Genomic DNA, 25,830 nt, shown 5'->3' with positions numbered 1-25,830 from the left:
GATGACCACTTCCCTACCTGCCTGGCAAGCGTTGCGCGCGCATGCCGACACGCTGCGCGGCACCCATATGCGCGACTGGTTCGACGGCCCGCAAGGGCCGGCGCGCGCCGAGCGCTTCACCGCCGAAGCCTGCGGCCTGACGCTGGACTACGCCAAGAACCGCATCACCGACGAGACCATCGCGCTGCTGTTCGCACTGGCGGCGCAGGCGCGCGTGGCCGAGCGGCGCGACGCCATGTACGCGGGCGACCCGGTCAACGTCACCGAGCACCGCGCCGCGCTGCATATCGCGCTGCGCGGCTATCCGGAGGATGGCTATCGCGCGCAGGGCGAGCCGGTCGGCGCGCAAGTCGAGGCCGTGCTGGCGCAGATGGCGCGCTTTGCCGATGCGGTGCGCAGCGGCGCCTGGACCGGCTTCGATGGCCGCGCGATCACCGACGTCGTCAATATCGGCATCGGCGGTTCGGACCTGGGCCCGCGCATGGTGTGCCGCGCGCTGGCCGACGCGCAGGCCACGGGTCCGCGCATGCACTTCGTCGCCAATGTCGACGGCAGCGACCTGGCACGCACGCTGACCGGGCTCGATGCCGCGACCACGCTGGTGATCGTCTGCTCCAAGACCTTCACCACGCTGGAAACCATGGCCAACGCGCACACCGCACGCGACTGGTTCCTGCGGCAAGGCGTGACCGGTGCCGGCCTGGCGCGACACTTCGTGGCAGTGTCGACCAACCGCGAGGCGGTGGCCGGGTTCGGCATCGATCCTGCCAATATGTTCCCGTTCTGGGACTGGGTCGGCGGGCGCTTTTCGCTGTGGTCGGCGGTGGGCTTGTCGATCGCCGTGGCCATCGGCTTCGAACGCTTCCGGCAACTGCTGGACGGCGCGCGCGCGATGGACCTGCATTTCGCCGGCACGCCGCCGCGGCAGAACCTGCCGATGATCCTGGGCCTGCTGGACGTGTGGTACCGCAGCTTCCTCGGCGCCGCCAGCCGTTGCGTGGCGCCCTACTGCGAGCCGCTGGCACTGCTGCCGGCCTTCCTGCAGCAACTGGAAATGGAAAGCAACGGCAAGTCGGTAGGGCTCGACGGCAGCACGCTCGCCGCCGGCTCCGCCGCGGTGGTGTGGGGCACCACCGGCACGAACGGCCAGCATGCCTACTTCCAGATGATGCACCAGGGCTCGCAACTGGTTCCGGTGGACTTCATCGCCACGCTCGAGCCGGTCAGCGCGCTGCCCGGGCACCATACCAAGCTGCTGGCCAACTGCTTTGCGCAGGGCGAGGCGCTGCTGCGCGGGCGCAGCGCCGACGAGGTGCGCGCCGAAGGCGTGCGCGACGAAGCGCTGGTGCCGCACCTCGTGTTCGACGGCAACCGGCCCAGCAACACATTGCTGCTCCAGCGGCTGGATCCCTACCACCTGGGCGCGCTGCTGGCGCTGTCCGAGCACCGCACCTTCGTGCAGGGCGCGCTGTGGCAGCTCAACTCCTTCGACCAGTGGGGCGTGGAACTGGGCAAGAAGCTGGCCGCGCCGATCCAGCGCGAACTGGAAGGCACGGCGGAGGCGGCGGCGCATGATGCCTCCACCGCGGCACTGATCCGCCGTGCGCGCGCGGCGCAGGCCGCGGCGGCACGCTGAGCGGCAGCCATCCACATTCGACCACCAAGGAGATCTCGATGGCCATGCCTCTTCCCCGCTATGTGGTGTTCGGCGAAGCGCTGACCGACATGGTGCGCCAGGCCGACGGCAGCTGGCTGGGCCTGCCCGGCGGTTCATGCTGGAACGTGGCGCGCGTGGCCGCCCGGCTGGGGCTTGCCACCGCCTTTGCCGGGGCCGTCAGCCAGGACCTGTTCGGCGACGAGCTGGCAGGGGCCGGCGCCGAGGCCGGCCTCGATGGCCGCTTCCTGCAGCGCGTGGCACGCTCGCCGCTGCTGGCCTTTGTCGCCTCGCGCCATCCCCCGCGGTATTTTTTTGTCGGCGACGACAGCGCCGACCTACATTTCGACCCGGCGCGCCTGCCCGCCGGCTGGCGCGAAGCCGCCGAGGTAGTGCATTTCGGCTCGATCAGCCTGGTACGCCAGCCGCTTGCGGCGCGCCTGTGCGAGGAAGCCACGCAGGCTGCGCGCGCCGGCAAGCGCATTGCCTTCGACCCCAACTTCCGCGACCTGATGCGCACCCCGGGCTACGCCGAGATGCTCGCGCATATGCTGGGGCTGGCGGCCTACGTCAAGGTCTCCGACGAAGACCTGGCCGGGCTGTTTCCCGGGCTGGAGACCGGCGCGGCGCTGGCGCGCGTGCGCGAGATGGCGCCCGGCGCCACGGTGATGCTGACTCGCGGCGCGCACGGCATGACGCTGCTCGAGGGCAATACCGCGGTCGAGCAAGCGGCCATGCGCGTCGACGTGGCCGATACCGTGGGCTGCGGCGATGCGGCCATGGGCGGCTGGATGGCCAGTGTGCTCGGCGATGGCGCGGCGGATCTCATCGCCCAGGCCCGCCTTGCCAGCGCGGCGGCAGCTGTCGCGGCGACCCGCGCCGGCCCCTATCCGCCGCTGCGGCGCGAAGTCGATGCGCTGCTGGCCGCTACGGCAGGAACGCCGGCGACAGCAGCCGCAGGCCGACCGTAAAGAAACGCGTGCCCGTGCCGCCACCGAACACGTTGCCGTAGGTGGTGTCGACCTGCACGCGGTCCTTCACCACCCAGAAGCGCAGGCCGCCCTGGAACGATGGCTTGCCGTGGTTTGCGCCAAAGGTCTCGGCGATGAGGAACACACGCGGGTGCAGCGCGGTCTCGGTGCCCAGGCCCCATGTCAGGCGCGTTTGCCGATCGGCGGTGTCGCGGTTGGCGCCCACGTTCAGGTGCGTAACGAAGCGGTCGTCCGCGAACGAGAACGACACCGGCACGTTGACATACAGGTTGCCCACCGCCCGGCGGGGCTCGGCATCGGGATGGTGGATCAGCCCGCCCGACAGCGCGATGCCGTAGCCGTTGGTCTCGAGCGGCTTGAGCAGCGTCTTGGCCTGGAACTGCACGTTGGTGCCGTCCCATCCGCCATCGACGCGCTGCAGCGAACCGCCCAGCGTCAGTTCCAGGTTGCCGGTGGGATTGCAGCCGGGCAGCGCCCATAGCTCATTGCCGCCGGACTGGAACTGCATCCATGATTCCAGCTGGCAGGATTTGGGATCGACGATGCGGGCATCGTCCGTGATCAGCGGCCGCGCCGCCAGCGCCGGCCGGCACGCCGCGGCGACGATGGCCAGCGCGGCCAGGCGTACGAAGAACTGGTGCCACACCATGGCAACCTCCTGAGCAAATACAGCCACATGGCCGGCGACGATACGCGCGGGCCATGACAAAACATCGAAAGGCAGCAAGGGAGGTCTGGCACCGGCGGGCACAGGCTTGGGCCTGACCGCCTGGGGCATGGCAGCGCCGGGCGGCGGCACTGCAGCGAAAGACCGCAGTGTCTCAGCGCGCCGGCGCGGCCGGGGAAACTCCCGTTGCGCAAGAATGACTGGGACCACTGTCCACGGAAAGCTCCGTTGGCTAGAACGGGGCGCAGTGTAATCCCGGCCCGTGGCACGGTCAACCCGACCCATGCGCCATGCGCATGGCTGCATGCGGAGATATCGCTACCGCCGCCGGCCCGCCTTCTCCTAACATCGGCTGCACCATCTGCCCGGCCGGCCTGGAGACGACACCGGCCCTTGCCCCCGGCAGCTGTCACAGAGGAGGAACCATGCCAAACAGTGCTGCGCCCACGAGCGCGCCCTACACGCCGCCGACCCCGGCGGCGCCCGCCATCCTGCCCAGCCAGCGCCGGCGCGCCATTATCGCCACGGTGATCGGCAACGGTCTGGAGTGGTTCGATTTCACCGTCTACAGCTTCTTTGCGGTCATCATCGCCAAGCTGTTCTTCCCCACCGGCAACGACCTCAGCTCGCTGCTGCTGGCCGTGGCTACCTTCGGCGTGGGCTTTTTCATGCGCCCGGTGGGCGGCATCGTGCTGGGCATCTACGCCGACCGCGTCGGACGCAAGGCGGCACTGTCGCTGACCATCCTGCTGATGGCGCTGGGCACCACGCTGATCGGCATCGCCCCGACTTATGACCAGATCGGCATCTTTGCCCCGCTGCTGATCGTGGTGGCGCGCCTAATGCAAGGCTTCTCGGCCGGCGGCGAAATGGGCGGCGCCACCGCCTTCCTGACCGAATACGCGCCGGCGCGCCAGCGCGCCTACTACTCCAGCTGGATCCAGGCCAGCATCGGCGTGGCCGTGCTGCTGGGCGCCGCGGTCGGCACCTTCGTCACCAGCTCGCTGAGCCCCGAGGCACTCAACAGCTGGGGCTGGCGCCTGCCGTTCCTGCTGGGCATCGTGATCGGCCCGGTGGGCTATTACATACGCCACCACCTGGATGAGACCCCGGCCTTCCGCGACAGCGCCGAGCGCGCCGATTCGCCGCTGAAGGAGATCGTGCAGGCCTATCCGCGCGAGACGCTGGCCAGCTTCTCGATGGTGATCCTGTGGACGGTGTGCACCTACGTGCTGCTGTTCTACATGCCGACCTATGCGGTCAAGGTGCTGAAGGTGCCGCAGGCCGACGGCTTTGTCGCCGGCATGGCGGGCGGCTGCGCCATCATGGTGTTCGCGCCGCTGGTGGGCCTGCTGGCCGACCGCATCGGCCGGCGCGTGCTGCTGACCGGCTCGGCGCTGCTGATCCTGGTGCTGGCGTGGCCGATGTTCGCGTATATCAACCACGCGCCCGGCCTGGCCTCGCTGCTGGTGTTCCAGCTGGTGTTCGGCGTGCTGATCGCAACCTACACCGGCCCGATCCTGGCGGCCTTCTCCGAGCTGTTCCCGGCGCGCGTGCTGTCGACCGGCCTGTCGGTGGCCTACAACTTCGCGGTGACGATCTTCGGCGGCTTTGCCTCGTTCATCATCACCTGGCTGATCGCCACCACCGGCAGCAGCATGGCGCCGGCCATCTACGTGATGATCGCCGCCGCCATCAGCCTGGTCGGCACCCGCTTCGTGCGCGAACCCTCTTATCTGCAACCACGCTGACATGTCCCAGAATTCCCAGATCCTCTTCCACGGTGGCGACGTGCTTGAACCCGGCACGGGCGAGCTGCTGCGCGGCCACGACGTGCTGGTCGAAGGCGAGCGCATCGCCGCGGTCGGGCCGGCCATCGATGCCCCCAACGCCCAGCGCATCGACGCGCGCGGCAAGACCATGATGCCCGGCCTGATCGACTGCCATGTGCACGTGCTGGCGTCGCTGGCCAACCTCGGCCTGAACGCGGTGCAGCCCAATGTGCTGGTGGCGATCCGGGCCCTGCCGATCATGCAGCGCATGCTGGAGCGCGGCTTCACCACGGTGCGCGATGCCGGCGGCGCCGACTGGGGCCTGTCGCAGGCGGTCGCCACCGGGCTGGTGCCCGGCCCGCGCATCTTTGCGTCGGGCAAGGCGTTGTCGCAGACCGGCGGCCATGGCGATTTCCGCCCGCGCTCCGATGTGCTCGAGCCGTGCTCGTGCGCCTTCCGCGCCGGCGCCATCGCGCGCGTGGCAGACGGCGTCGATGCGGTGCGCCTCGCGGTGCGTGAAGAGATCCAGAAGGGCGCGACCCAGATCAAGATCATGGCGTCGGGCGGCGTGGCTTCGCCCACCGACCCGATCGGCAACACCCAGTACAGCGAGGACGAGATCCGCGCCATCGTCGCCGAAGCCGAGGCCGCGCAGACCTACGTGATGGCCCACGCCTACACCGGCCGCGCCATCACGCGCGCGGTGCGCTGCGGCGTGCGCACCATCGAGCATGGCAACCTGGTCGACCGTGCCGCCGCCGACGAGATGCGCAAGCACGGCGCCTTCGTGGTGCCGACGCTGGTCACCTACGACGCACTGGCACGCGACGGCGCCCGCCTGGGCCTGCCGGCCGAGTCGGTGGCCAAGATCGAGACCGTGCGCCAGGCCGGCCGCGACTCGCTGCGCCTCTATGCCGACGCCGGCGTGCCGATGGGCTACGGCTCCGACCTGCTCGGCGAAATGCACGACCACCAGGCCGACGAATTCCGCATCCGCGCCGAACTGCTGGGCAACCTGGAAGCGATCCGTTCGGCCACCTCGATCGCCGCGGCCATCCTGCAGCGCGAGGGCGAACTGGGCACCACGCGGGCCGGCGCGCTGGCCGACCTGCTGCTGGTCGACGGCAACCCGCTCGCCGACATCAGCCTGATTGCCGGCCAGGGTGAGCGCCTGAACGTGGTTATGCAGGCGGGCCGGATCCACCGCCGCGCCGGCTGATCCGGCTGCCGCCGCCCGCATGCCAAGGGTGACCGCCCGCCAGGCCGCGGTGGCGGGCCGGCGGTCTATCATGGCGGCATCGCCGTTCCGGACGCCCCCATGCGCATCGCCCCGCTCCCGCCCCTGCCCAACCTGGTCGCCTTTGAAGCCGCGATGCGGCACGGCAGCTTTACCCGCGCCGCGGCCGAACTGCACCTGACGCAGAGCGCGATCAGCCGCCAGGTGGCGCAGCTGGAGCGCTTCCTGGGGCGCAAGCTGTTTATCCGCGAACCGCGCGCGCTGCGCCTGACGGTCAGCGGGCAACGCTATGCCGAGGTGGTGCAGCGGCTGCTGGTCGGCTGCGCCGAAGCCACCGAAGACGTGATGAAGGTGCGCAGCCACACCGCGCTGACAGTGGCCTGCTCCAGCGGCGTCGCGGTGCTGTGGCTGACGCCGCGGCTGGCCTCGTTCCGCGCGGCCCATCCCGAAATCCAGCTGCGCCTGACCGTCAATGACAGCCTGGCGGCGCTGTCGCCGGCGGAGTTCGACATCGGCCTGTATTACCTGCGCGAAGGACCGCCGCCCGGGCTGGCCGCGCGCCGGCTGTATGGCGAGGAAGTGTTCCCGGTGTGCACGCCCGGCTATCTCGGCGGCCGCACCCTGGCCCCGTCCGACCTGGCCAGCGAGACCCTGCTGATGCTCGACGACGGCCAGCGCCAGTGGATGTCCTGGCAGACCTGGCTGGCCCACCAGGGCCTGCCGGACGCCACGCTGCGCAATGTGCTGACCTCGAACCAGTATCCGATCCTGCTGCAGCTGGCCATGGAGGGCCAGGGCATTGCGCTGGGCTGGCGCCACATGATCGATGCCTGCCTGCGCGACGGCCTGCTGGTGCGCGCCTGCGACGCCAGCGCCAGCCTGGGCGGCGGCTACTACGCGGTGTGGCCGCGCGACCGCATGGAACCGGCCGCGGCGCGCGCGTTCCGCAGCTGGCTGGTGCGGCAGGCCAGCCCCGCCCCGTGAGCGCTCAGGACCCGGCCTTGTAGTTGGTCTCCTTGACGATCTTCGCCCACCGTGCGGCATCCTCGGCAATGGTCGCGGCAAACTGTTCAGGGGTGCCGCCGACCACCTCGTAGTCGATCGCGGCCAGCCGTTGCTTGATGTCGGGCTGCGCCAGGATGCGGTTCATCTCCTGGTTCAGCCGCGTGACGATCTCCTTCGGCGTGCCCGCCGGCGCCAGCAGGCCCGCCCAGGAATTGAAGGCCATGCCATCAAAGCCGGCCTCGTGCATGGTCGGCACATCCGGCAGCGCGGGCGAGCGCTTCGAGGCGAACACCGCCAGCGGGCGCAGCTTGCCGGCCTTGATCATCGCCATGCCGTTGAACGGATCGATCGTCATGTCGACCTCGCCCGCAACCACCGCCTGCATCTGCGGGCCGGTGCCGCGGTACGACACGCTGACCACGTCGGGCGTGCCCGCCGCGCTCTTGAACGAGGCCCCGATCAGCTCGATCATGCTGCTGCCGGCCGACAGGCTCAGCGGCCGGGATTTCGCCTTGGCCAGCGCCACGAACTCCTGCACGGTCCTGGCGGGCACGGCAGGATGTACCACCATGACGAAGCCGATATTGCTGATCTGCGAGATCGGCGCGAAGCTCTTGAGCGGCTCATAGCCAGCCTTGTACAGCACCGGGCTGAGCGTCTGCGCGCCCGCGGAATTGAGCAGCAGCGTATAGCCGTCCGGCGCCGCGCGCGCGACCACGTCGGTGCCGATGATGCCGTTGGCGCCGGGCCGGTTTTCCACCACCACCGGCTGCTTCAGCGCCTCGCCCAGCTTCTGCGAGATCAGCCGCGCCACCACGTCGGTGGCGCCGCCTGGGGCAAACGGCACCACCATGCGGATCGGCTTGCTGGGGTAGGTGTCGCTCCAGGCCAGCGCGGGCATCGCGCCCAGCATGGCAGCGCATAGCATCAGGCGGCGGCGCGGGTTGGGTTTCATCGGGTGTTGTCTCCTGGATGTCAGTGGTCGGAGGCGGTGCCGGCATCCAGGCGAGCGCCCGCCTTTATTCATATTTATGAATTTTATTTTACGCACGTAAACTTTTCCGTCAACCGAGGGTATATGCGGACGAGCGCCGGGCGGACGCCGGGCGCAGCGCTTTACTGGGTGGTTGCGGGGGAAAGCGTTGACCGCCTTGGGAGCAAGGCACCGCTACGGAACTATCCGAAGCCGTCGCCCGGAACTTGGGCAGCGGGGTCCTCCCCGCATGCCCGCGTCCCGGTTTCAACGTCAACGTCGATCGTTGTAAAGCGGTTCGAAATCGTGCCGGAACAGCTTCCGAAGCGGGAGCGGATACTGGAACGCCAGCACCGGCTCCAGGGTCTGGTCCCTGTCCCGGAACACTTCGAACAGGCGGCGCTCGCCGCCGCTGTCCCAGCCGAAGACATAAACGTAGACGCTGCCCTTCCACGCGATCGTTTCGGCCCAGAACGGCGGCCCCACGTCGGCGAGCGGGCAAGCGCGCGCGCAAAGTGCCAGGGCAAGTTTTTCCGGGCCGCTCAGTGTGTGGGTGGGGTCAGTGTCACGCGGTGGCGCGCCGAGGCCGGGGCCACGCGACAGCTGATGAAAATCCGGGTATGCCGGCGCAAGGCTGTGGTCTGGCGACTGGTGGACAGGCACGGTCTCACTCCTCTTCTGATAGTTATGTTCGCGCACCCGCAGCGCATGGGCAAAGCTCGCCACCGTGGCCTGTCGCAACCTCCCCCTCGCGCGCCCACGGCTTTCACCCCACAAACGCGAATGATTCGCGCCTTCATATCGTTTTGCTACCCGTCAAGCGAAAGCGCCCGCCGGACAAGCCTGGCGGGCGAGATGTCCGGGGGCCGATGTGCCCGGACGGTGTCGATATTGCCTAACTATGCTGCGCGCAGCATATCCCTCTGAAGCAGTACGGCAGTGACGGCGCAGGCCATCACTGGCTGGTCCCATCCTCGTCCCATCCGTTGGTGAACGGCTCAGGCCGCGGCTTGCGCCAGCGTTGGGTAATCGGTCAGGCCTTGCGCACCGCCGCCGAACAGCGTGTCGCGCTGGTGCTGCGCCAGCGGCGCGCCGACGCGCAGGCGCTCGGGCAGGTCCGGATTGGCCACGAACGGCCGGCCGAACGCGATCAGGTCGGCCCAGCCCGCGGCAACGGCTGCGCGCGCACGCTCCGCGGTGTACTTGCCGGCATAGATCAGCACCCCCGGGAACGCCTCGCGCAATTTCTGCTTGAACGACAGCGGCATCAGCGGCGCGTCGTCCCAGTCCGCTTCCGCGATATGGAGGTAGCCAACGCCGAGCTGCCCCAGCAGCTTCGCGGCGCCAAGGTAGGTCGTTTCCGGATCGTCATCGACGCAGCCGTTGAGCGTGGTCAGCGGCGCCAGGCGGATGCCGACGCGCGAGGCACCGCCGGCGCCTTCGATCAATGCCTGGGTCACTTCGCCGAGGAAGCGCAGCCGGTTCTCCAGCGAACCGCCGTACTGGTCCGTGCGGGTGTTGGCGCCCGAGTCGATGAACTGGTTCACCAGATACCCGTTGGCGCCGTGCAGTTCGACGCCGTCGAAGCCCGCGGCGATCGCATTGCGGGCCGCGGTCCGGTACTGGTCGACGATTTCGTGGATTTCGTCCACCGTCAGAGCGCGCGGCACGGACGCCTGGACGAAACCCGGCGTGCTGCCGTCTTCGCCAGCGATGAAGACATTGACGCCCTGCGCCTGGAGCGGCGACGACGACACGGGCTGCTGGCCGCCCAGCAAGCGGGTATGGCTGAGCCGGCCGACGTGCCAGAGCTGCGCGAAGATGCGGCCGCCGGCGGCATGCACCGCGCTGGTCACCTTGCGCCATCCGGCCACCTGCGCCGGCGTGTGGATGCCGGGCGTCCACGCGTAGCCCTTGCCCAGCGGTGCGATATACGTGCCCTCGCTGACGATCAGGCCGGCGCCGGCGCGCTGCGCATAGTACGCGGCCATCAGCTCGTTGGCCTCGTCGCCGGGCTGGCTCGCGCGCGAGCGCGTCATCGGCGGCATGACGATGCGGTTCGGCAGCGCCAGGCCACCCAGTTGCAGCGGTTGAAACAGCGGATCCTTGCTCATGGTGTCTTGTCCTATCAGGCCCGCGGCCGGCTCGGCCGCGAACGGGGTAGTCGGAATGCAGGCAGGGTTGGGGCCATCAGTCCCACTGCGGCGCGAGGCCGTCGGGGCTGACCTCGCGGCCGTTGCGCTCCAGCGCGGCGATCCGCGCCATGTCGTCGTCGCTTAGCCGCAGGCTCTGCGCGAGCAGGTTGCTGGCCAGGTGCTCGCGTCGGGTCGACGACGGGATCACCGAGTAGCCGAGCTGCAGCGCCCAGGCGAGCGCGACCTGGGCGGGCGTGGCCTGGTGCCGCTGCGCGATCGCGCCGATCACCGGATCCCCGAGCACCTTGCCGTAAGCGAGCGTCATGTATGAGGTCACGTGGATGCCTTCGCGCTGCAGGAAGGCCACCAGCTCGCGGTTCTGCAGGTACGGGCTCAGCTCGATCTGGTTGGTCGCGAGCGCGTCCTTGCCGACGGCGGCGATGGCCTGGCGCGTCAGCGCGATGTTGAAGTTGGAGATGCCGATCTGCCGCGTGAGGCCCTTTTCTTTCGCCTCGGCCAGCGCGGTCATGAAGGTTTCCAGCGGCACGCCGTTGCCGGGCGCCGGCCAGTGGATCAGCGTCAGGTCGACGTAGCTGGTACGCAGCTTTGCCAGGCTTTGCTCGAGGCTCGGCACCAGCTTGTCCGGCGCGTAGTGGTCGACCCAGATCTTGGTGGTCAGGAACAGCTCGTCGCGGCGCACGGCCGAAGCCGCGACGGCCTCGCCGACCTCGGCTTCGTTGCCGTAGATCTGCGCGGTGTCGATCGCGCGGTAACCCAGCTCGAGGCCGTTGCGGACCGAGTCGACGACAACCTGGCCCTGCAGGCGAAAGGTGCCGAGGCCGAAGGCGGGAATCTTGCTCATGGTGTAATCCTTGGAGAGGGAACGCCTGCCGAGGCGTTCGCTATGCCAGGCATTGTGCCGGCCGGCACTGATGAAATAAACGCCTTTACCGGACATAAATAATTGATCTGAAATCAACGATGGCAACCCTGGCCGCCGCGGTTCAATGGGCAAACTCTACCGGTTCGGCAGTGCGTGCCGGCAGGCCCGCACGCCGGTCGAGCGCGCCGCTCAACGCAGTCAGGGCGTAAGCGCCGAGGGTCACGAGCGCCGCAATCCATGGCGTATGGCCAAGGCCGCCGTGCGCGACGATCAGCCCGCCCAGCGAAGCGCCGCCCGCGACGCCGAGGTTGAACGCAGCAATGTTGAAGCCGGCGGCGACGTCGGCGGCGTCGGGCGCAAAATGCCGCGCCTGCTTGACCACGTAGACCTGCAGCGCCGGCACGTTGCCGAACGCCACAGCGCCCCATGCGAGCATGGTCAGCACGGTCAGCCACGGGTGCTGCACGGTGAAGGTCAACCCCAACAGCACCAGCGCCAGCAGCAGGAAGATGTGCTTGAGCGCCTTGACCGGGCCGACACGGTCCGCCAGCTTGCCGCCCCATACATTGCCGAACGCCACCGAAACGCCGTAGCCCACCAGCACCAGGCTGACCTGCGACGGCGTGAAGCCGGCGCGCTGCTCGAGCAGCGGCGCCATGTAGGTAAAGGCGATCAGCGAGCCGCCGTAGCCGACCGCTGTCATCGCAAACACCAGCAGCAGGCGCGGTTGCGCCAGCACGCGGAACTGGCGCAGCAGCGGCGCCGGCGCTGCATGCGGCAGGCGCCGCGGCACGAAGGCCACCGCGCCGATGAAGGCAACCAGGCCGAACAGCGCTACCACGAGGAAGGTCGCGCGCCAGCCAAAATGCTGGCCGATGAAGGTACCCAGCGGGATGCCGGCGACGAACGCCACGGTCATGCCGCTGAACATCGTCGCGATCGCGCTTGCCGCCTTGTCCTTCGGCACCAGCGTGGTGGCGATGATCGAGCCGACCGAGAAGAACACGCCGTGCGCCAGGCCCGTGAGCACGCGCGCCGCGATCAGCGCTTCATAGCCGGGGGCGCGCCAGGCCACCAGGTTGCCGACCGTAAACAGCGCCATCAGGCCGGCAAGCAGCAGCTTGCGCGGCACGCGCCCGGTCAGCGCCGTGAGCAGCGGCGCGCCGATCGCGACGCTGAGCGCGTAGAGGCTGACCAGCAGGCCGGCGCCAGGCAGGCTGACGCCGAGATCCGCGGCAATGGTGGGGATCAGCCCGACGATCACGAATTCGGTGGTGCCGATGGCGAAGGCGCTGAGGGTCAGCGCGAGTAAGGCAAGTGGCATGATGAGGCTCCAGGTACGGTGCGGAATGGAGCGCAGTGTGCCCGCTTTACTTTTGCGTAAAAAGTGGTCTATAAACCAAACTGTCTTGATTTCAACTCAATAATGAAAATCACGCTCGACGAACTGCTGGCGTTCGCGACCGTGGTCGACAGCGGCTCGATCACCGCCGCCGCGCAACAGCTCGACCTCACCGTCTCGGCGACCAGCCGCACCCTCGCCCGCCTCGAGGAAAAGCTCAAGACCACCTTGCTGCGCCGGACCACGCGCCGCCTTGAGCTGACCGAGGAAGGCCAGGCCTTCCTGCAGGATGCGCGCGCCATCATCGACTCAGTCGAAAGCGCCGAAGAACAGATGCTGGCGCGGCGCGAGAAGCCGTCGGGGCGCCTGCGCGTCGACGCCGCGTCGCCGTTCATGCTGCACGTGATCGTGCCGCTGGTGCGCGGCTACCGCGAGCGCTTTCCGCAGGTGGAGCTTGAGCTGAACAGCAACGAGGGCATCATCGACCTGCTCGAGCGGCGCACCGACGTGGCCATCCGGATCGGCCGGCTGAAGGACTCGACGCTGCATAGCCGGCTGATCGGCAACAGCCGGGTGCGCATGCTGGCCAGTCCCGCCTACCTTGACGCGCACGGCCACCCGCGCAAGGCCGCGGAACTCGGCAAGCACACGCTGCTGGGCTTCAACCAGCCCGAATCGCTGAACGTGTGGCCGATCCTGGGCCCGGACGGCGAGCCCTGGCGGATCGCACCGGCAGTTTGGTCGTCGAGCGGCGAGACGCTCAGGCAGCTGGCGCTGGAGGGCGCGGGGATCGTGTGCCTGTCGGACTTCATGACCGCGCACGATCGCGAGGCCGGCCGGTTGGTGCATGTGCTCGCGCGCCAGACCCAGGACGTGCGCCAGCCGATCCATGCGGTCTATTACCGCAATACCGCGATCTCGGCGCGGATCGCATCGTTCGTTGACTATCTGGTCGAAGCGCTCGGCGGCAAGGGCGGGTCGCGCCAGGCGGCGGCATGGGCCCGGCCCTGACAGGCTGCTGGCCGACCACGGACTGGGATCCAGCCGGGCCTTTAGCCGGACCGACGGCGGCAGCACCGGGAATCTCTCCGCCACATGCGGGTCGCCTTGCCACCTCCCCTTATCCCGCCTCTAATAGATCCAGGTACCGTCAGGCTGGCAACGACGGCCGGGAGGCGACATGCGCTGCAGCCAATGCGGCTTCGGCAACCTTGCGGGCGCCAACTTCTGTGAGGCGTGCGGGGCGCGGCTTGCCCGCGCGTGCCCGCAATGCGGCGCCGAAGCCACCGCGGCGGCGCGGTTCTGCCGAGTCTGCGGCGCCGGCCTGCCGGACGCACCCGCTATCGCCGGGCCTGCGCCCGCCGCCCCGCGCCAGGACAGCCCAGCGCCGGTCCACTACACGCCGCCGCACCTTGCCGGGCGCATCCTGGCCGAGCAGGCGGCGATGGAAGCCCGCGGCGAGACCGCCGGCGAACGCAAGACCATCACCGCGCTGTTTGCCGACATGGCCGGCTCCACCGCGCTGACCCAGGACCTGGACCCGGAGGACGCGCGCCGGCTGATCGATCCCGTGGTGACGCTGATGATGGAGGCGGTCCACCACTACGAGGGCTACGTGGCCAAGTTTCTCGGCGACGGCATCCTGGCGCTGTTCGGCGCGCCGATCGCGCATGAAGACCACGCCTTGCGCGCGCTGTACGCGGCGCTGCGAATGCAGGATGCGATGCACCGGCACAGTGACCGCGTGCGCCTGGAGCAAGGCATTCCGCTGCAGGTCCGCATCGGCATCCATACCGGCGAGGTGGTGGTGCGCTCGATCCGCAAGGACGACCTGCACACCGACTACGATCCGGTCGGACACACCATCCATATCGCCTCGCGCATGGAAGGCATCGCCACGCCGGCGTCGATCCTGGTGAGCGAGTCGACCCACAAGCTGACTGAAGGCTATTTCGAGTTCACGGCATTGGGCACCACCAACGTCAAGGGCGTGCGCGAGCCGCTGGCGGTGTATGAGGTGATCGGGCCGGGGGCCTTGCGCACGCGGCTGCAGGTGGCGGTGCACCGCGGCCTGGCCCGCTTTGTCGGGCGCCAGGACGAGCTCGCGCACCTGAACGCGGCGCTGGAGCAGGCCAAGGCCGGCCACGGCCGCATTGTCGCGGTGGTGGGCGAGGCCGGCGTCGGCAAGTCGCGGCTGTTCCATGAATTCAAGGTCAGGTCGCAGCGGGACTGCCTGGCGCTGGAGACGTTCTCGGTCTCGCATGGCAAGGCCTTTGCCTACCTGCCGCTGATCGAGATGCTGAAGAACTACTTCCAGATCACGGCGCACGACGGCGACCGCGGCTGCCGCGAGAAGGTGACCGGCAGGCTGCTGACGCTGGACCGCTCGCTCGAAGAGCACCTGCCCTACCTGCTCTACCTGCTCGGCGTGGTCGAGCCCGACTCGCCGCTGCCGACCATGGACGCGGCCATCCGGCGCCAGCGCACCTTTGATGCGATCGCGCGGCTGCTGGTGCGCGAAAGCCAGAACCAGCCGCTGCAAGTCATCTTCGAGGACCTGCAATGGCTCGACGGCGAGACCGAGGCCTTCCTCAACATGCTGGTCGACCACGTTCCCGGCGCGCGCATCGTGCTGCTGGTGAACTACCGGCCGGAGTACAGCCATCGCTGGGACGACGGCGGGCATTACTCGCAGCTGCGCCTGCAGCCGCTGGGACAGGCCGAGGCGCAGGAGCTGCTGACCGCGCTGCTGGGCGACGACCCCAGCCTGGGGCCGCTGAAGCGCCTGATACTGGAAAAGACCGAGGGCAATCCCTTCTTCATGGAGGAAGTGGTCCAGACCCTGGCCGAGGAAGGCGCCCTGCTCGGCCACCCGGGCGGCTACCGCATCGAGAAGGCGCCGGCGCTGCTGCACATTCCCACCACGGTGCAGGGCGTGCTGGCCGCCCGTATCGACCGGCTGCCGCTGGCGCAGAAAGAGCTGTTGCAGACCCTCGCCGTGATCGGCAAGGAGTTTCCGCTGGGCTTGGTGCTGCGCGTTACCGGCCTGCCCGAGGACCAGCTGCATCCGCTGCTGCGCGACCTGCAGACCGCTGACTTTATCTACGAACGCCCGGCCTTCCCCGAGGTGGAGTACGCCTTCAAGCACGCGCTGACCCAGGAGGTGGCCGGCAGCTCGCTGCTGACCGAGCGCCGCAGCGCGCTGCATGAAAGCTCGGCACAGGCCATCGAGGCGCTGTTCCACGGCCGGCTCAAGGACTATTGCAGCGAACTGGCCCACCACTACAGCCACAGCGGCAATGTCGCGAAGGCGGTCGAGTACCTGCACTGCGCCGGCCAGCAGGCGCTGCAGCGCTCGGCGCAGGAGGAAGCGATCCGGCATCTCAGCGATGCCATTGCATTGCTCAAGCGCCAGCCCGACAGTACCGAACGGGCGCGCCTGGAGCTGACCCTGCTGCTGACGCTGGGGCCCGCGCTGATTGCCGCGCGAGGCCAGGCTTCGCCCGAAGTCGAGGCCAATTACCGGCGCGCGATGGCGCTGTGCGAACAAGGCCGGCAGACGCCCTATGTGTTCTCGGCGCAGCTGGGCATGTGGGCGTTCTACCAGCTGCGTGCGCAATACCAGGTGTCGCTGCCGCTGGCCCGGCGCCTGCTTGCGCTGGCCAACGAGTCGCAGAAAACCAAGCAGCTGGCCGAAGGCCATCGCGCGCTGGGCGCCACGCTGTTCCGCCTGGGCCTGCTGGAAGAGGCGCGCGCGCATATGGAGGCGGTGCTGGCCGTGCCGCACCCCGAGCACTCCGCCTACGACTTCCTGACCGGCTACGGCCGCGACCCGATGGTCCATGCCACCGGTACGCTGGCCTGGATCCTGTGGTACCAGGGCTTTGCCGACCAGGCCCTGGCGCGCAGCCGCGAAGCGCTGGCGCTGGCGCGCGCGCGCCCGGATGCCTACAACCTTGCGCTGTGCCTGGTGTTCGCGGCGGAACAGTACCGGTGGCGCAGCGATCCCGCGCAGGCCAGGGAATATGCGGAAGCCGCCATTGCCATTTCCTGCGAACAGGGCTTCCCCATCTACCTCGCCTGGGGCACCGTGCTGCAGGGTTGGGCGGTATCCGAACTGGGCCGCCACGACGAAGGCATTGCGCTGATGCACCGGGGCCTGGCCGCCTACGAGGCCACCGGCGGCGAACTCGGCATGCCCAACCTGCTGGCCATGCTGGCCGAGGCCTGCGGCAAGGCGGGCCAGCCCGCATCGGCGCTGGATGTGCTGACACGCGCGCAGGCCATGGTGGAAGAGACCGGCGAACGGCTCGATGAAGCCGTCGTGTATCGATTGCGCGGCGACATGCTGCTGCAGCTGGCTGCGCCGGATGCCGGCGCAGCCGCCAGCCATGAGGCCGAGGCCTGCTTCCAGCGGGCGATCGCGGTGGCGCACGGCCAGGGCGCCAGGCCGCTGGAACTGCAGGCCGCGCTCAGCCTGGCCCGGCTGTGGCAGCGTCAGGGCAAGAGCGATGCCGCGCGCGAAGCGCTGGCGCGCATCCACGGCAGCTTCAGCGAGGGCACCGATAGCGCCGACTGGCTGCAGGCGCAGGCACTGCTTGCCGAGCTCTCCGGCCAGCCGGCCCGCGACACGGGCCCCGCGCGCGCATGACCACCGCCCCCGCCTGCCCGCTGCAAGAGCGCTTTGTCGCGCTCTGGACCCTGGCGGGCGGCACCCGCGCGGCGGACGCCTATGCCGACCTGGCGCGCTGCTACGGCGAGCCGACCCGGCATTACCACACCCTGGACCATGTGCGCCGCTGCCTGCAAGACCTCGACTGGGCGCGCAGCGCGATACCCGATGCCGCCGACGTGGAACTGGCGCTGTGGTGCCATGACGTCATCTACGTGCCCGGCGCCGCCGACAACGAAGCACGCAGCGCCGCATGGCTGCGGCGCTGGTCGGCCGGCACGGTCGTCGCCGCCGGGCGCGTTGCCGCGCTGATCCTGGAAACCACGCACGCCGACGTGCCGGCGAGCCTGGCCGGGCGCTTCACCGCTGATATTGACCTGGCCGCGCTGGGATACAGCCGGGCTCGCTTCCAGGACAACGGCGCGCGCCTGCGCGCCGAGCGCACCGACCTGGACGACGCCGCCTATGACGCCGCCGAACGCGCCTTCCTGCGCCGCCTGCTGGACAGCCCCCGGATCTACGCCACCGACCTGTTCCAGTCACGCTACGAGGCGCAGGCGCGGGCCAACCTTGCCTGGCGGCTGGCCCAGCCGGCGCTGCCTACAGGAACTCGCCCGTGATATCGATGCTCGAGCGCTGCCCCACGCAGTCATAGTTGCGCTCCAGCCAGAGCGTGGCGGCTTGCCGGCCCTTGTCGCGCAGCGAGCACAGGAAGTCCCAGTCGGCGTTGTATTTGGTCGAAACCCCGAGCGCGGCCATGGTCTCGTCCGAACGGATCGAATGGATCCACATCTCCTTCATCTCGTTGCGGTCGATCTTGCCCTGCTGGATCAGCGTGGTGACGAAGCCGATCGCGCGCATCTCACGCATCAGCGACGAATTGAAGCTGACTTCGTTGACCCGGTTCAGGATCTCCGCCGCCGTGGTCGGCACGCCGCGGCGCACGATCGGGTTGATGTGGACGATCACCACGTCATGCGTCTCGCAGTGGTAGATCAGCGGAAAGATCGCCGGGTTGCCGACATAGCCGCCGTCCCAGTAATGCTGGCCGTCGACGCTGACCGCCTGGAACAGCGTGGGCACGCAGGCCGAGGCCAGCACCGCGTCGACGCTCAGCTCTTCCTGCGCGAAGATGCGGATCCGGCTGGTTTCGATATTGGTTGCACAGAGGTACAGCCGTATCGGGCAATGCTCGCGCAGCGCCGCAAAATCCACCTGGCTGCGCAGCACGTCGCGCAGCGGATTGGCATTGCCCGGGTTGAACTGGTACGGCGACAGCAGGCGCAGCGTAATGTCGGCCATGGCATACAGCGGGGAGTGGTTCAGCCCCAGCGTATGGCTGCCCTTGAACCACGGCAGCCAGCGCAACGGGTTGAAGCGCTGCGCCGAGTGCGCGATGGCTTCCCAGAAGTCATGCAAGGCCAGGCGCGCGCCGTCGCTGCCGCCCTGCATCAGGCCATAGGCCAGCACCGTGCCGTTCATGGCGCCGGCGCTGGTGGCGCTGACGCCTTCGATTTCCAGCCGGCCATCCTCCAGCAGACGGTCCAGCACGCCCCAGGTAAACGCGCCGTGCATGCCGCCGCCCTGCAAGGCCAGCGCCACGGGCTTGGTCTGGACACGCTCGGGCGGCATAGGTGTTTTCCCTTCGGCGGCGGCAAGGCGCCATGCTCCAGTGTAGGGAAGAACCGGGCTGGCAGCGTAGGGCTGCATGCGTGGTGTGACACACACTGGCGTGCGGGCCACGACGGCACCGAAGCGGCCGTCGTGGCAGCGGCATCACTTGGTTCGTGCCGGCGCCCCGCTACGCCAGTTCGAACCCATGCCGCGCCAGTGGCAACGAGCGGATACGCTGGCCGGTGGCGGCAAACAGCGCATTGGCCAGCGCCGGCGCCAGCGTCGGCACCGCCGACTCGCCCACGCCGCCAATGCGCTCGCCGCTGGGCGCGAGCACCGCCTCGAAGCGCGGCGTCTGGGCCAGGCGCAGCAGGGGATAATCATGGAAGTTGGATTGCTGCACGCGCCCGTCGGCGATGGTGATCACGCCCGACAGCGCCGCGCTGAGGGCCCAGATGCTGGCGCCTTCCAACTGGCGCTCGACGGTTGCGGGGTTGATCACGGTGCCGCAGTCGATGGCATTGACGATGCGGTGCAGCGTGATACGCCGGTCCTGCACCGACAGCTCCACTGCCGTGGCGCACAGCGAGCCCCACGCCTGCGACAGCGCCATGCCGTGGAAGCGCCCGGCCGGCGCGCTGCCCCAGCCCACCTGCTGCGCCAGGCGCCGCAGCAATCGCGCCGGACGCGGCCGATCGGCCAGCAGGCTCAGTCGGAACTGCAGCGGGTCGGCCCCGGCGTGATGCGCCAGCTCGTCGATAAAGCTCTCGGCGAAGAAGGTGTTCTGCGTATAGCCCACCCCGCGCCAGAATCCGACCGGCACCGCGGTATTAACCATCGCATGGCGCACGGCAAGATGGGGCAGCGCATAGGGCAGGTCCACCACGCCTTCGACCGACTTGGGGTCGACCCCGCCCTTGACCCGGTCCGGAAAATTGCGGACATAGATCGATGAGCAGGCCAGGCGCGCCTCCAGCGCGTGAATGCCCGCCTTGTCCGGTGCCAGCACCGCGCTGAAGCGCGCCGCCGCCGCCGGACGGTAGAAGTCATGCTGGAGATCTTCCTCGCGCGACCAGATCAGCTTGACCGGCTGCCCCGCGGCCTTCGACGCCAGCGCGGCCTGGATAAAGACATCGAATTCCTCGCGCCGGCCAAAGCCGCCGCCGACGAAAGTCCCATGCACGACGATGCGTTCGGCGGGCAGGCCCAGCACGCCCGACAGCCGCTGCGCGATCTCGCCGCAGACCTGGGTCGGCCCCCAGATCTCGGCGCGGTCGGCGCGGACGTCGGCGGTGGCGTTCATCGGCTCCATGGTGGCATGGGCGAGATACGGCACTTCGTATTCGGCGGTGTAGGCCTGGGCGCCCGGCATCTGCGCGTCCGGGTCGCCGTGGCGCAGCGCCACCGCCGATGCGCCGCGCGCAGCGGCCCGGTAGCCGGCCATGAGTGCCGCGTCGCCGGCCGGTGTGCCCGGCGGCAGTTGCCAGTCCGGCTGCAGCACGGCCAGGCCCTTGCGCGCGGTCCAGTAGCTGTCGGCCAGCACCACCACGGCATCGTCCAGCGGCACCACGCGCCGCACGCCGCGCACCGCCCGCGCCGGCCGGGCATCGACCCGGCGCAGCGTGCCGCCAAAGGCCGGGCACGCCATCACCGAACCCACCAGCATGCGCGGCACCTTGACGTCGACGCCGAACACCGCCGCGCCGCGGGTCTTCAGCGGAATGTCGAGCCGGTCGGTCGGGCGGCCCAGCAGCTTCCAGTCGCGCGGATCCTTCAGCGTGACGCTGGCCGGGCGTGGCAGGGACGCAGCCCGCGCAGCGAGGTCGCCATAGCCGAGCGTGCGCCCGCTGGACTCATGCCGCACCACGCCTTGCACGGCGCGGCACTGCGCCACCGGCACGCTCCAGCTTTGCGCGGCGGCCTCGCGCAGCATCTCGCGCGCGGTGGCGCCGATGCGGCGCAGCGGCTCGAACGACCATCGCGCCGAGGTACTGCTGGCGGTCGCCTGCACCTTGAACATGCGGTTGTTGTAGACCGGATCGGTCGGTGCCAGCTCGGCGCGCACCTGGCGCCAGTCGCACTCCAGCTCCTCGGCGACCAGCATCGGCGCGGAGGTCATCACGCCCTGCCCCAGTTCGGCCGATGGCACCATGATCGTCACGCTGCCATCGGCATCGATGCGCAGCCACGCGTTGATGTCATCCGGATCGCGCGCGGGCACGCTGGCGTCGGCGGCCTTCGCCAGCGGCAGGTGGAAGCCCAGCACCAGCGCCGCGGGCATGGCGCCGGCGGCTTGCAGGAAGCGGCGGCGGCTTGTGTGGAGATGGCTCACGATGACGCCCTCCCCTTGGGGTCGCCCGCGTTCTGCGCGGTGGCGGCACGCAGGATGGCGCGTTCCACGCGCGGATAGGTGCCGCAGCGGCACAGGTTGGTGATGCCGGCGCGGATATCTTCCGGCCGCGGCGAGGGGTGGTCCTTCAGCAAGGCACACGCGGCCATGATCATGCCCGACTGGCAATAGCCGCACTGCGGCACCTGCTCGGCAATCCACGCGCGCTGGACCGGGTGCGAATTGTCGGCCGACAATCCTTCGATGGTCGTAATGTCGGCGCGCGCCACGGTACCGACAGGCGTGATGCAAGCGCGCACGGCCTTGCCGTCGACATGCACGGTGCAGGCGCCGCACAGGCCCGCGCCGCAGCCGAACTTGGTGCCGGTATAGCCCAGGTAATCGCGCAGCACCCACAGCAGGGGCATGTCGCGCTCGGCATCGACGGCGTGGCGCTTGCCGTTGATCTTCAACTGCAGTTTCATGGGGGGCTCCTCGTTGCGCACCGGTTCGCAGCGGCCGGCTCGGGTGCGGCCCAGTATCGGGCGCGCGGCATGGCAGGACAATCGACTTGTTTTGCCATCACCTGTGAGGCAAGATCACAGCCATGATCCGCCGGCTCCCCTCGATGCAAGTGCTCCAGGCCTTTGCCGCCACCGCGCGCACGGGCAGCATGACGCGTGCCGCCGATGCGCTGTGCGTGACGCATGGCGCCATCAGCCGGCATATCCGTGCGCTGGAGTCACAGCTTGGCTGCGCCCTGTTCCTGCGTGCCGGCCGGCAGCTGGAGCTGACCGCCACCGGCCGCGAACTGGCCGACGACCTCGATCGCGCGCTGCGCGCGGTGGAACTGTCACTGGCCGGCGCGGCCGAGCGGCGCGCGCGCGAACGGCAGTCGCTGCATGTCAATGTCAGTCCGGAACTGGCCGGTGCATGGCTGGTGCCCAAGCTGCCGCAGCTGCGCCAGGCGCTGCCTGGCCTGGACCTGTCCATCGCCGCCAGCACCGAAGACCCCGACTTTGCCCGGTCGGACCTGGACGTCAGCCTGCGCTATGGCCCGGCGCCCTTCACCGGCTACCAGTGCCTGAAGCTGCTCGACGACGACATCATCGCGGTATGCAGCCCCGGCTTCGCGCAGCGGCACGCCGGCATGACCGCGGCCGACGCCGCGCACCTGCCGCGGCTGCGGCACGCGCGCTTCCGCTGGGCGCAGTGGGGCGCTGCCGCGGGCGTTGTGCTGGATGAGCCCGAAGACGGCATCGTCTTCGACTGCCGCGCACTGCTGATCGAAGCCGCCGCCAGCGGCATGGGCCTGGCGCTCACGCGCGCCTTGCTGGCGCGCGAGGCCATCGCGGCGGGGCGGCTGGTGCAGCCGCTGATGGGCAGCTTTCCGGCCAGCCATAACTGCTACATCGTCTGGCGCGGCGACAACCCCAAGCAGGCGCTGATCCGGCGCTTCGCGCAGTGGTTGCGGGACGTGGCGGTGCGGGGGTGAGGTGGTATTCGTACTGAACGGGTTCTCAGGTCTTCGGCTCTGGCACGGAGTGCCTCGCTGCGCTTGCACAGTGTTATCGCGTGCGAGCCCCACAGCGTATTGCCTTCCCGCTTGTTTGCTCCCCTCTCCCGCTTGCGGGAGAGGGGCGGGGGTGAGGGCCGGCGCATCCACGAAGTCAGCCGCATCGGTCCGTGCAGGCCGACATCCCCCTCCCGAACCGGCAGTCCTCCTGATGCCTCCCGCAAGCGTCCCTATTCCACCCACGCAGCGGTATCGTCGAGCGGATAAACCGGCCTGCTGACCTGCCGGAACGGAAACCGCTCGTACCGTGAACTGGTAACCCCCTCCCCGTCACACTCCACCACCGCCCTCGCGATCGGCACGAACACCGGCCGGCAGTACATGCGCGATTTCAGCAGCAGAAACCTGGCCCGATGCGGATCGATGCCGATATGGGTAAAGATCCCCAGGTCCCAGTGCTCTTGCGGGGTCTCGGTCACGATCACCTGCGCCGCGCCGATATCGAGCAAGGCGGTGCGCCCCATGCGGATGCGCTGCCCGGTGTAGGTCGGCCCGGTGATGATGTACTCGCCGTCGCTGATTGCCGCCACCGTCCCGGTCAGCGGCCTGGCCTGCGGATAGACCTCCAGTTGGGGCAAGGCCACCTTGTCGCCGACCGGCAGCGTAATGCGGGCCCCGACGCCGGCGTCCACCAGCGCCGCCACCGCCTCCGGGTCGCACACCGGCCCGACTGCGATGCCGGTCAGCCCCTGCGCCAGCGCCTCGTGCAGCACCGCCATGTTGTCGCAAGTACCGCCGGACATGCAGTTGTCACCGTGATCGAGCAATAGCACTGGCCTTGCGTCAGCACCGTCCGCGCTGTCCGCCAGCTGCGCCGCGCGCGCGATGGAACGGGCCAGCGGCTCGGCCTGGTAGGCAAAGTCATCACGCTCGGCCCATGCCTGCGCCGCGATCCGGCTGGCGACCGCTTCCGCCCTGGCCGGATCGCCGTCGCCGACCACGATCACGCTCAGGCATGGCGCGGCGATATCGGCCAGGCCGAAGCCGGCCAGCACCGACACCGCCAGCATGCCGTCCCGCTCGGCCTCGCGCGCCAGCGCCACGGCGCGCTGCATCGCGCCTTCATCGGTGCGGCTGCGCAAGGTGTGCGTGATCAGCGGCAGGCGCCGCCACGCCATCACCGGCCGCACGCGCCCGGCAACCATGTCAAGCAGCAGCCGGCCGGCATGCGCGCCGGTTTCATACATGTCCACATGCGGGTAGGTCTTGAAGCTGACCGCGATGTCGGCATGGTCGACCAGCGCCTGCGTAATGTTGCCGTGCAGGTCAAGGGCGACCGCGACCGGCGCATGCGGCAGCACCGCGCGCAGGCGGCGCAGCAGGTCGCCCTCGCCGTCGTCGCTGTTTTCGGCCACCATCGCGCCATGCAGGTCAAGCATCACCGCATCGCAGCCGTGCGCGGCCGCGATGATGGTGTCGCACAGGTGCGTGTAGGCGTCGGCGGCGACGCGTCCGCTCGGGTTGGCCGCGGCGATCACCGGCACCACGATCTCGGCGCCGGCGGCCTCGGCCAGGTCGATGAAGGCAGCGGCCGCGGTGCGGGTGCCCTTGGCGGCGCGATAGGCGGCATCGCCATAGGCCGGCGCGAACGCAGCCAGCGGCGTCGGCACCGGTGAAAAGGTATTGGTCTCGTGATTGAGTCCGGCAATCAGGATCTTCATCGGTCAGTCCGTCCAGGTGTCATGGCCGCGTGGCGGCATCGAGCATGGCGTGCAGCAGCACGTTACAGCCGGCCTCGAGGTGCTCGGGCCGCGCGTCTTCGATTTCGTTGTGGCTGATGCCGTCCTTGCACGGCACGAAGATCATCGCGGCCGGGGCGACGCGGGCGAGGTAAACCGCGTCATGGCCGGCACCGCTGATCACTTCCATGGCGGAATGGCCGAGCCGCCGCGCGCCGCCGCGCACTGCCTCGACCAGCCGCGCATCGAACGGCTGCGGCGGGAAGTACACCACCTGGCGCAGGTCGATGGCGATGCCGCTGCGCGCCGCCAACGCGGCAACCTGCGCGCGCAGCGCCGCGTCCATCGCCGACAGCACCGTGTCATCGCCGGCGCGCAGGTCCGCCGTCATGGTCACCTTGCCGGGGATGACGTTGCGCGAATCGGGATGCACGGCCAGGCAGCCCACCGTGCCGCGGCCATGCGGGGGATGATCGAGCGCGATGCGGTTGACGATGCCGACCAGCTCCGACGCCGCCAGCAGCGCATCCTTGCGCAGCGCCATCGGCGTTGGGCCCGCATGCGCTTCCATCCCGGTCAGCACCACGTCGTACCAGCGCTGCCCGAGCGCGCCCGTGACCACGCCGATGGTCGTGTCGTTTGCCTCCAGCACCGGCCCCTGCTCGATATGCGCTTCAAGGTAGGCGCCGACCGGGCGCCCACCGACCGGCTCCGGCCCGGCATAACCGATCGCCTGCAGCGCCTGCCCGACGCCGATGCCATCGCGGTCGCGCTGCTGCAGCATGTCAGCCAGCGCGAATTCGCCGATGAATGTGCCCGAGCCCATCATCACCGGGACGAAGCGCGAGCCTTCCTCGTTGGTCCAGACCGCGACCTCGAGCGGGGCATCGGTGACGATGCCGGCATCGGCGAGCGTGCGCAGCACTTCGATGCCGGCGAACACGCCGTAGTTGCCATCGAACTTGCCGCCAGTCGGCTGGGTGTCGATATGGCTGCCGGTCATCACCGGTGGCAAGGCATCATCACGCCCGGCGCGACGCGCAAAGATATTGCCGATGGCATCGACACGGATCGTGCACCCGGCTGCCCTGGCCTCGGCGACGAAGAAGTCGCGGCCCTGGCGGTCCAGGTCGGTCAGCGCCAGCCGGCATACGCCGCCCTTGGGCGTGGCGCCGATGGTGGCCAGGCGCATCAGGGTGTCCCACAGGCGCTCGCCGTCGATGCGCAGGTCGGCGCGCGCGCCGGCAGCCGCAACCGCCTCGCGCGCAGCTTGTAAAGTCGTCATGTCATTCCTCGTAAC

Annotated in this window: 20 protein-coding genes; 9 read left to right on the top strand and 11 right to left on the bottom strand. The window is 69.3% G+C overall.

The genetic code is table 11. The annotated features are described in order from the left end of the window. Position 1 precedes the first annotated feature (1 nt). Both pgi and ACOCMH_RS08225 read left to right on the top strand, forming a co-directional pair. Positions 2-1,636, top strand: a complete 1,635-nt coding sequence (gene pgi, locus ACOCMH_RS08230) for a glucose-6-phosphate isomerase (RefSeq protein WP_427306426.1) — start codon at positions 2-4, stop codon at positions 1,634-1,636. Between the two features lie 38 nt (positions 1,637-1,674). Further along, positions 1,675-2,625 (top strand): carbohydrate kinase family protein, encoded by a 951-nt coding sequence (locus ACOCMH_RS08225; RefSeq protein ID WP_427306424.1) that lies wholly within the window; start codon positions 1,675-1,677, stop codon positions 2,623-2,625. Here ACOCMH_RS08225 and ACOCMH_RS08220 read toward each other — a convergent pair. Further along, entirely contained in the window at positions 2,582-3,295 is a 714-nt protein-coding gene (locus ACOCMH_RS08220; protein ID WP_427306422.1) for a hypothetical protein, read from the bottom strand. The genes ACOCMH_RS08225 and ACOCMH_RS08220 overlap by 44 nt on opposite strands. Positions 3,296-3,738: 443 nt before the next feature. Between ACOCMH_RS08220 and ACOCMH_RS08215 the strand changes: the two genes are divergently transcribed. From ACOCMH_RS08215 to ACOCMH_RS08205, 3 genes are all read left to right on the top strand, one after another. Further along, on the top strand, positions 3,739-5,064 hold the full coding sequence (locus ACOCMH_RS08215; protein ID WP_427306420.1) for an MFS transporter: 1,326 nt from the start codon (positions 3,739-3,741) through the stop codon (positions 5,062-5,064). A 1-nt stretch (position 5,065) separates the two neighbouring features. After that, positions 5,066-6,304 carry an amidohydrolase family protein gene (locus tag ACOCMH_RS08210; protein WP_427306418.1) on the top strand — a complete coding sequence of 413 codons (1,239 nt, stop codon included), beginning with the start codon at positions 5,066-5,068 and terminating at the stop codon, positions 6,302-6,304. Positions 6,305-6,403: 99 nt separating this feature from the next. Further along, positions 6,404-7,306, top strand: a complete 903-nt coding sequence (locus tag ACOCMH_RS08205; protein WP_171513565.1) for a LysR substrate-binding domain-containing protein — start codon at positions 6,404-6,406, stop codon at positions 7,304-7,306. 4 nt (positions 7,307-7,310) lie between these two features. On the opposite strand, the gene ACOCMH_RS08200 is transcribed toward ACOCMH_RS08205, so the two are convergent. From ACOCMH_RS08200 to ACOCMH_RS08180, 5 genes are all read right to left on the bottom strand, one after another. After that, positions 7,311-8,282: a Bug family tripartite tricarboxylate transporter substrate binding protein gene (locus ACOCMH_RS08200; RefSeq protein WP_427306416.1), complete on the bottom strand. Its 972-nt coding sequence runs from the start codon at positions 8,280-8,282 to the stop codon at positions 7,311-7,313. A 291-nt stretch (positions 8,283-8,573) separates the two neighbouring features. Beyond that, positions 8,574-8,963 carry a hypothetical protein gene (locus ACOCMH_RS08195; RefSeq protein WP_427306415.1) on the bottom strand — a complete coding sequence of 130 codons (390 nt, stop codon included), beginning with the start codon at positions 8,961-8,963 and terminating at the stop codon, positions 8,574-8,576. Between the two features lie 335 nt (positions 8,964-9,298). Beyond that, positions 9,299-10,414 (bottom strand): alkene reductase, encoded by a 1,116-nt coding sequence (locus ACOCMH_RS08190; protein ID WP_427306414.1) that lies wholly within the window; start codon positions 10,412-10,414, stop codon positions 9,299-9,301. A 76-nt stretch (positions 10,415-10,490) separates the two neighbouring features. Further along, on the bottom strand, positions 10,491-11,297 hold the full coding sequence (gene dkgB / locus ACOCMH_RS08185; RefSeq protein WP_427306413.1) for a 2,5-didehydrogluconate reductase DkgB: 807 nt from the start codon (positions 11,295-11,297) through the stop codon (positions 10,491-10,493). Positions 11,298-11,439: 142 nt separating this feature from the next. Beyond that, positions 11,440-12,642, bottom strand: coding sequence for an MFS transporter (locus tag ACOCMH_RS08180; protein WP_427306412.1), 1,203 nt, complete (start codon positions 12,640-12,642; stop codon positions 11,440-11,442). 102 nt (positions 12,643-12,744) lie between these two features. On the opposite strand from ACOCMH_RS08180, the gene ACOCMH_RS08175 reads away from it, so the two are divergent. The 3 genes from ACOCMH_RS08175 to ACOCMH_RS08165 all read left to right on the top strand — a co-directional run bounded on the left by ACOCMH_RS08175 (position 12,745) and on the right by ACOCMH_RS08165 (position 17,952). Continuing rightward, positions 12,745-13,671 carry a LysR substrate-binding domain-containing protein gene (locus ACOCMH_RS08175; RefSeq protein ID WP_427306411.1) on the top strand — a complete coding sequence of 309 codons (927 nt, stop codon included), beginning with the start codon at positions 12,745-12,747 and terminating at the stop codon, positions 13,669-13,671. Positions 13,672-13,840: 169 nt separating this feature from the next. Next, a complete protein-coding gene (locus tag ACOCMH_RS08170) occupies positions 13,841-17,311 on the top strand; it encodes an adenylate/guanylate cyclase domain-containing protein (RefSeq protein WP_427306410.1) in 3,471 nt (1,156 codons plus the stop codon). After that, the gene (locus ACOCMH_RS08165; protein WP_427306409.1) at positions 17,308-17,952 is read left to right on the top strand and encodes an HD domain-containing protein; all 645 of its coding nucleotides are present in this window, start codon (positions 17,308-17,310) and stop codon (positions 17,950-17,952) included. The genes ACOCMH_RS08170 and ACOCMH_RS08165 overlap by 4 nt, the downstream gene beginning before the upstream one ends. On the opposite strand, the gene ACOCMH_RS08160 is transcribed toward ACOCMH_RS08165, so the two are convergent. From ACOCMH_RS08160 to ACOCMH_RS08150, 3 genes are all read right to left on the bottom strand, one after another. Beyond that, a complete protein-coding gene (locus ACOCMH_RS08160; RefSeq protein ID WP_427306408.1) occupies positions 17,933-18,964 on the bottom strand; it encodes a patatin-like phospholipase family protein in 1,032 nt (343 codons plus the stop codon). The genes ACOCMH_RS08165 and ACOCMH_RS08160 overlap by 20 nt on opposite strands. 169 nt (positions 18,965-19,133) lie before the next feature. Beyond that, complete coding sequence (locus ACOCMH_RS08155; RefSeq protein ID WP_427306407.1) at positions 19,134-21,278, bottom strand: molybdopterin cofactor-binding domain-containing protein; 2,145 nt, start codon at positions 21,276-21,278, stop codon at positions 19,134-19,136. Then, a complete protein-coding gene (locus ACOCMH_RS08150; protein ID WP_427306406.1) occupies positions 21,275-21,760 on the bottom strand; it encodes a (2Fe-2S)-binding protein in 486 nt (161 codons plus the stop codon). Before ACOCMH_RS08150 ends, ACOCMH_RS08155 begins: the two co-directional genes overlap by 4 nt. Positions 21,761-21,903: 143 nt before the next feature. Here ACOCMH_RS08150 and ACOCMH_RS08145 point away from each other — a divergent pair, with 143 nt between their 5' ends. Continuing rightward, positions 21,904-22,770 (top strand): LysR substrate-binding domain-containing protein, encoded by an 867-nt coding sequence (locus ACOCMH_RS08145; RefSeq protein WP_427306404.1) that lies wholly within the window; start codon positions 21,904-21,906, stop codon positions 22,768-22,770. 251 nt (positions 22,771-23,021) lie between these two features. Here the strand turns inward: ACOCMH_RS08145 and ACOCMH_RS08140 are convergent, their stop codons facing one another. After that, a complete protein-coding gene (locus tag ACOCMH_RS08140; RefSeq protein ID WP_427306403.1) occupies positions 23,022-24,512 on the bottom strand; it encodes a M81 family metallopeptidase in 1,491 nt (496 codons plus the stop codon). Positions 24,513-24,531: 19 nt separating this feature from the next. Then, complete coding sequence (locus ACOCMH_RS08135) at positions 24,532-25,815, bottom strand: Zn-dependent hydrolase (protein ID WP_427306402.1); 1,284 nt, start codon at positions 25,813-25,815, stop codon at positions 24,532-24,534. Between the last annotated feature and the right edge of the window lie 15 nt (positions 25,816-25,830).

Source organism: Cupriavidus sp. H39 (assembly GCF_050271075.1).
Taxonomy (GTDB): Bacteria; Pseudomonadota; Gammaproteobacteria; order Burkholderiales; family Burkholderiaceae; genus Cupriavidus; species Cupriavidus necator_B.
Note: the sequence above shows the minus strand (reverse complement) of the source record. Positions and strands in the feature narration are given on the sequence as shown.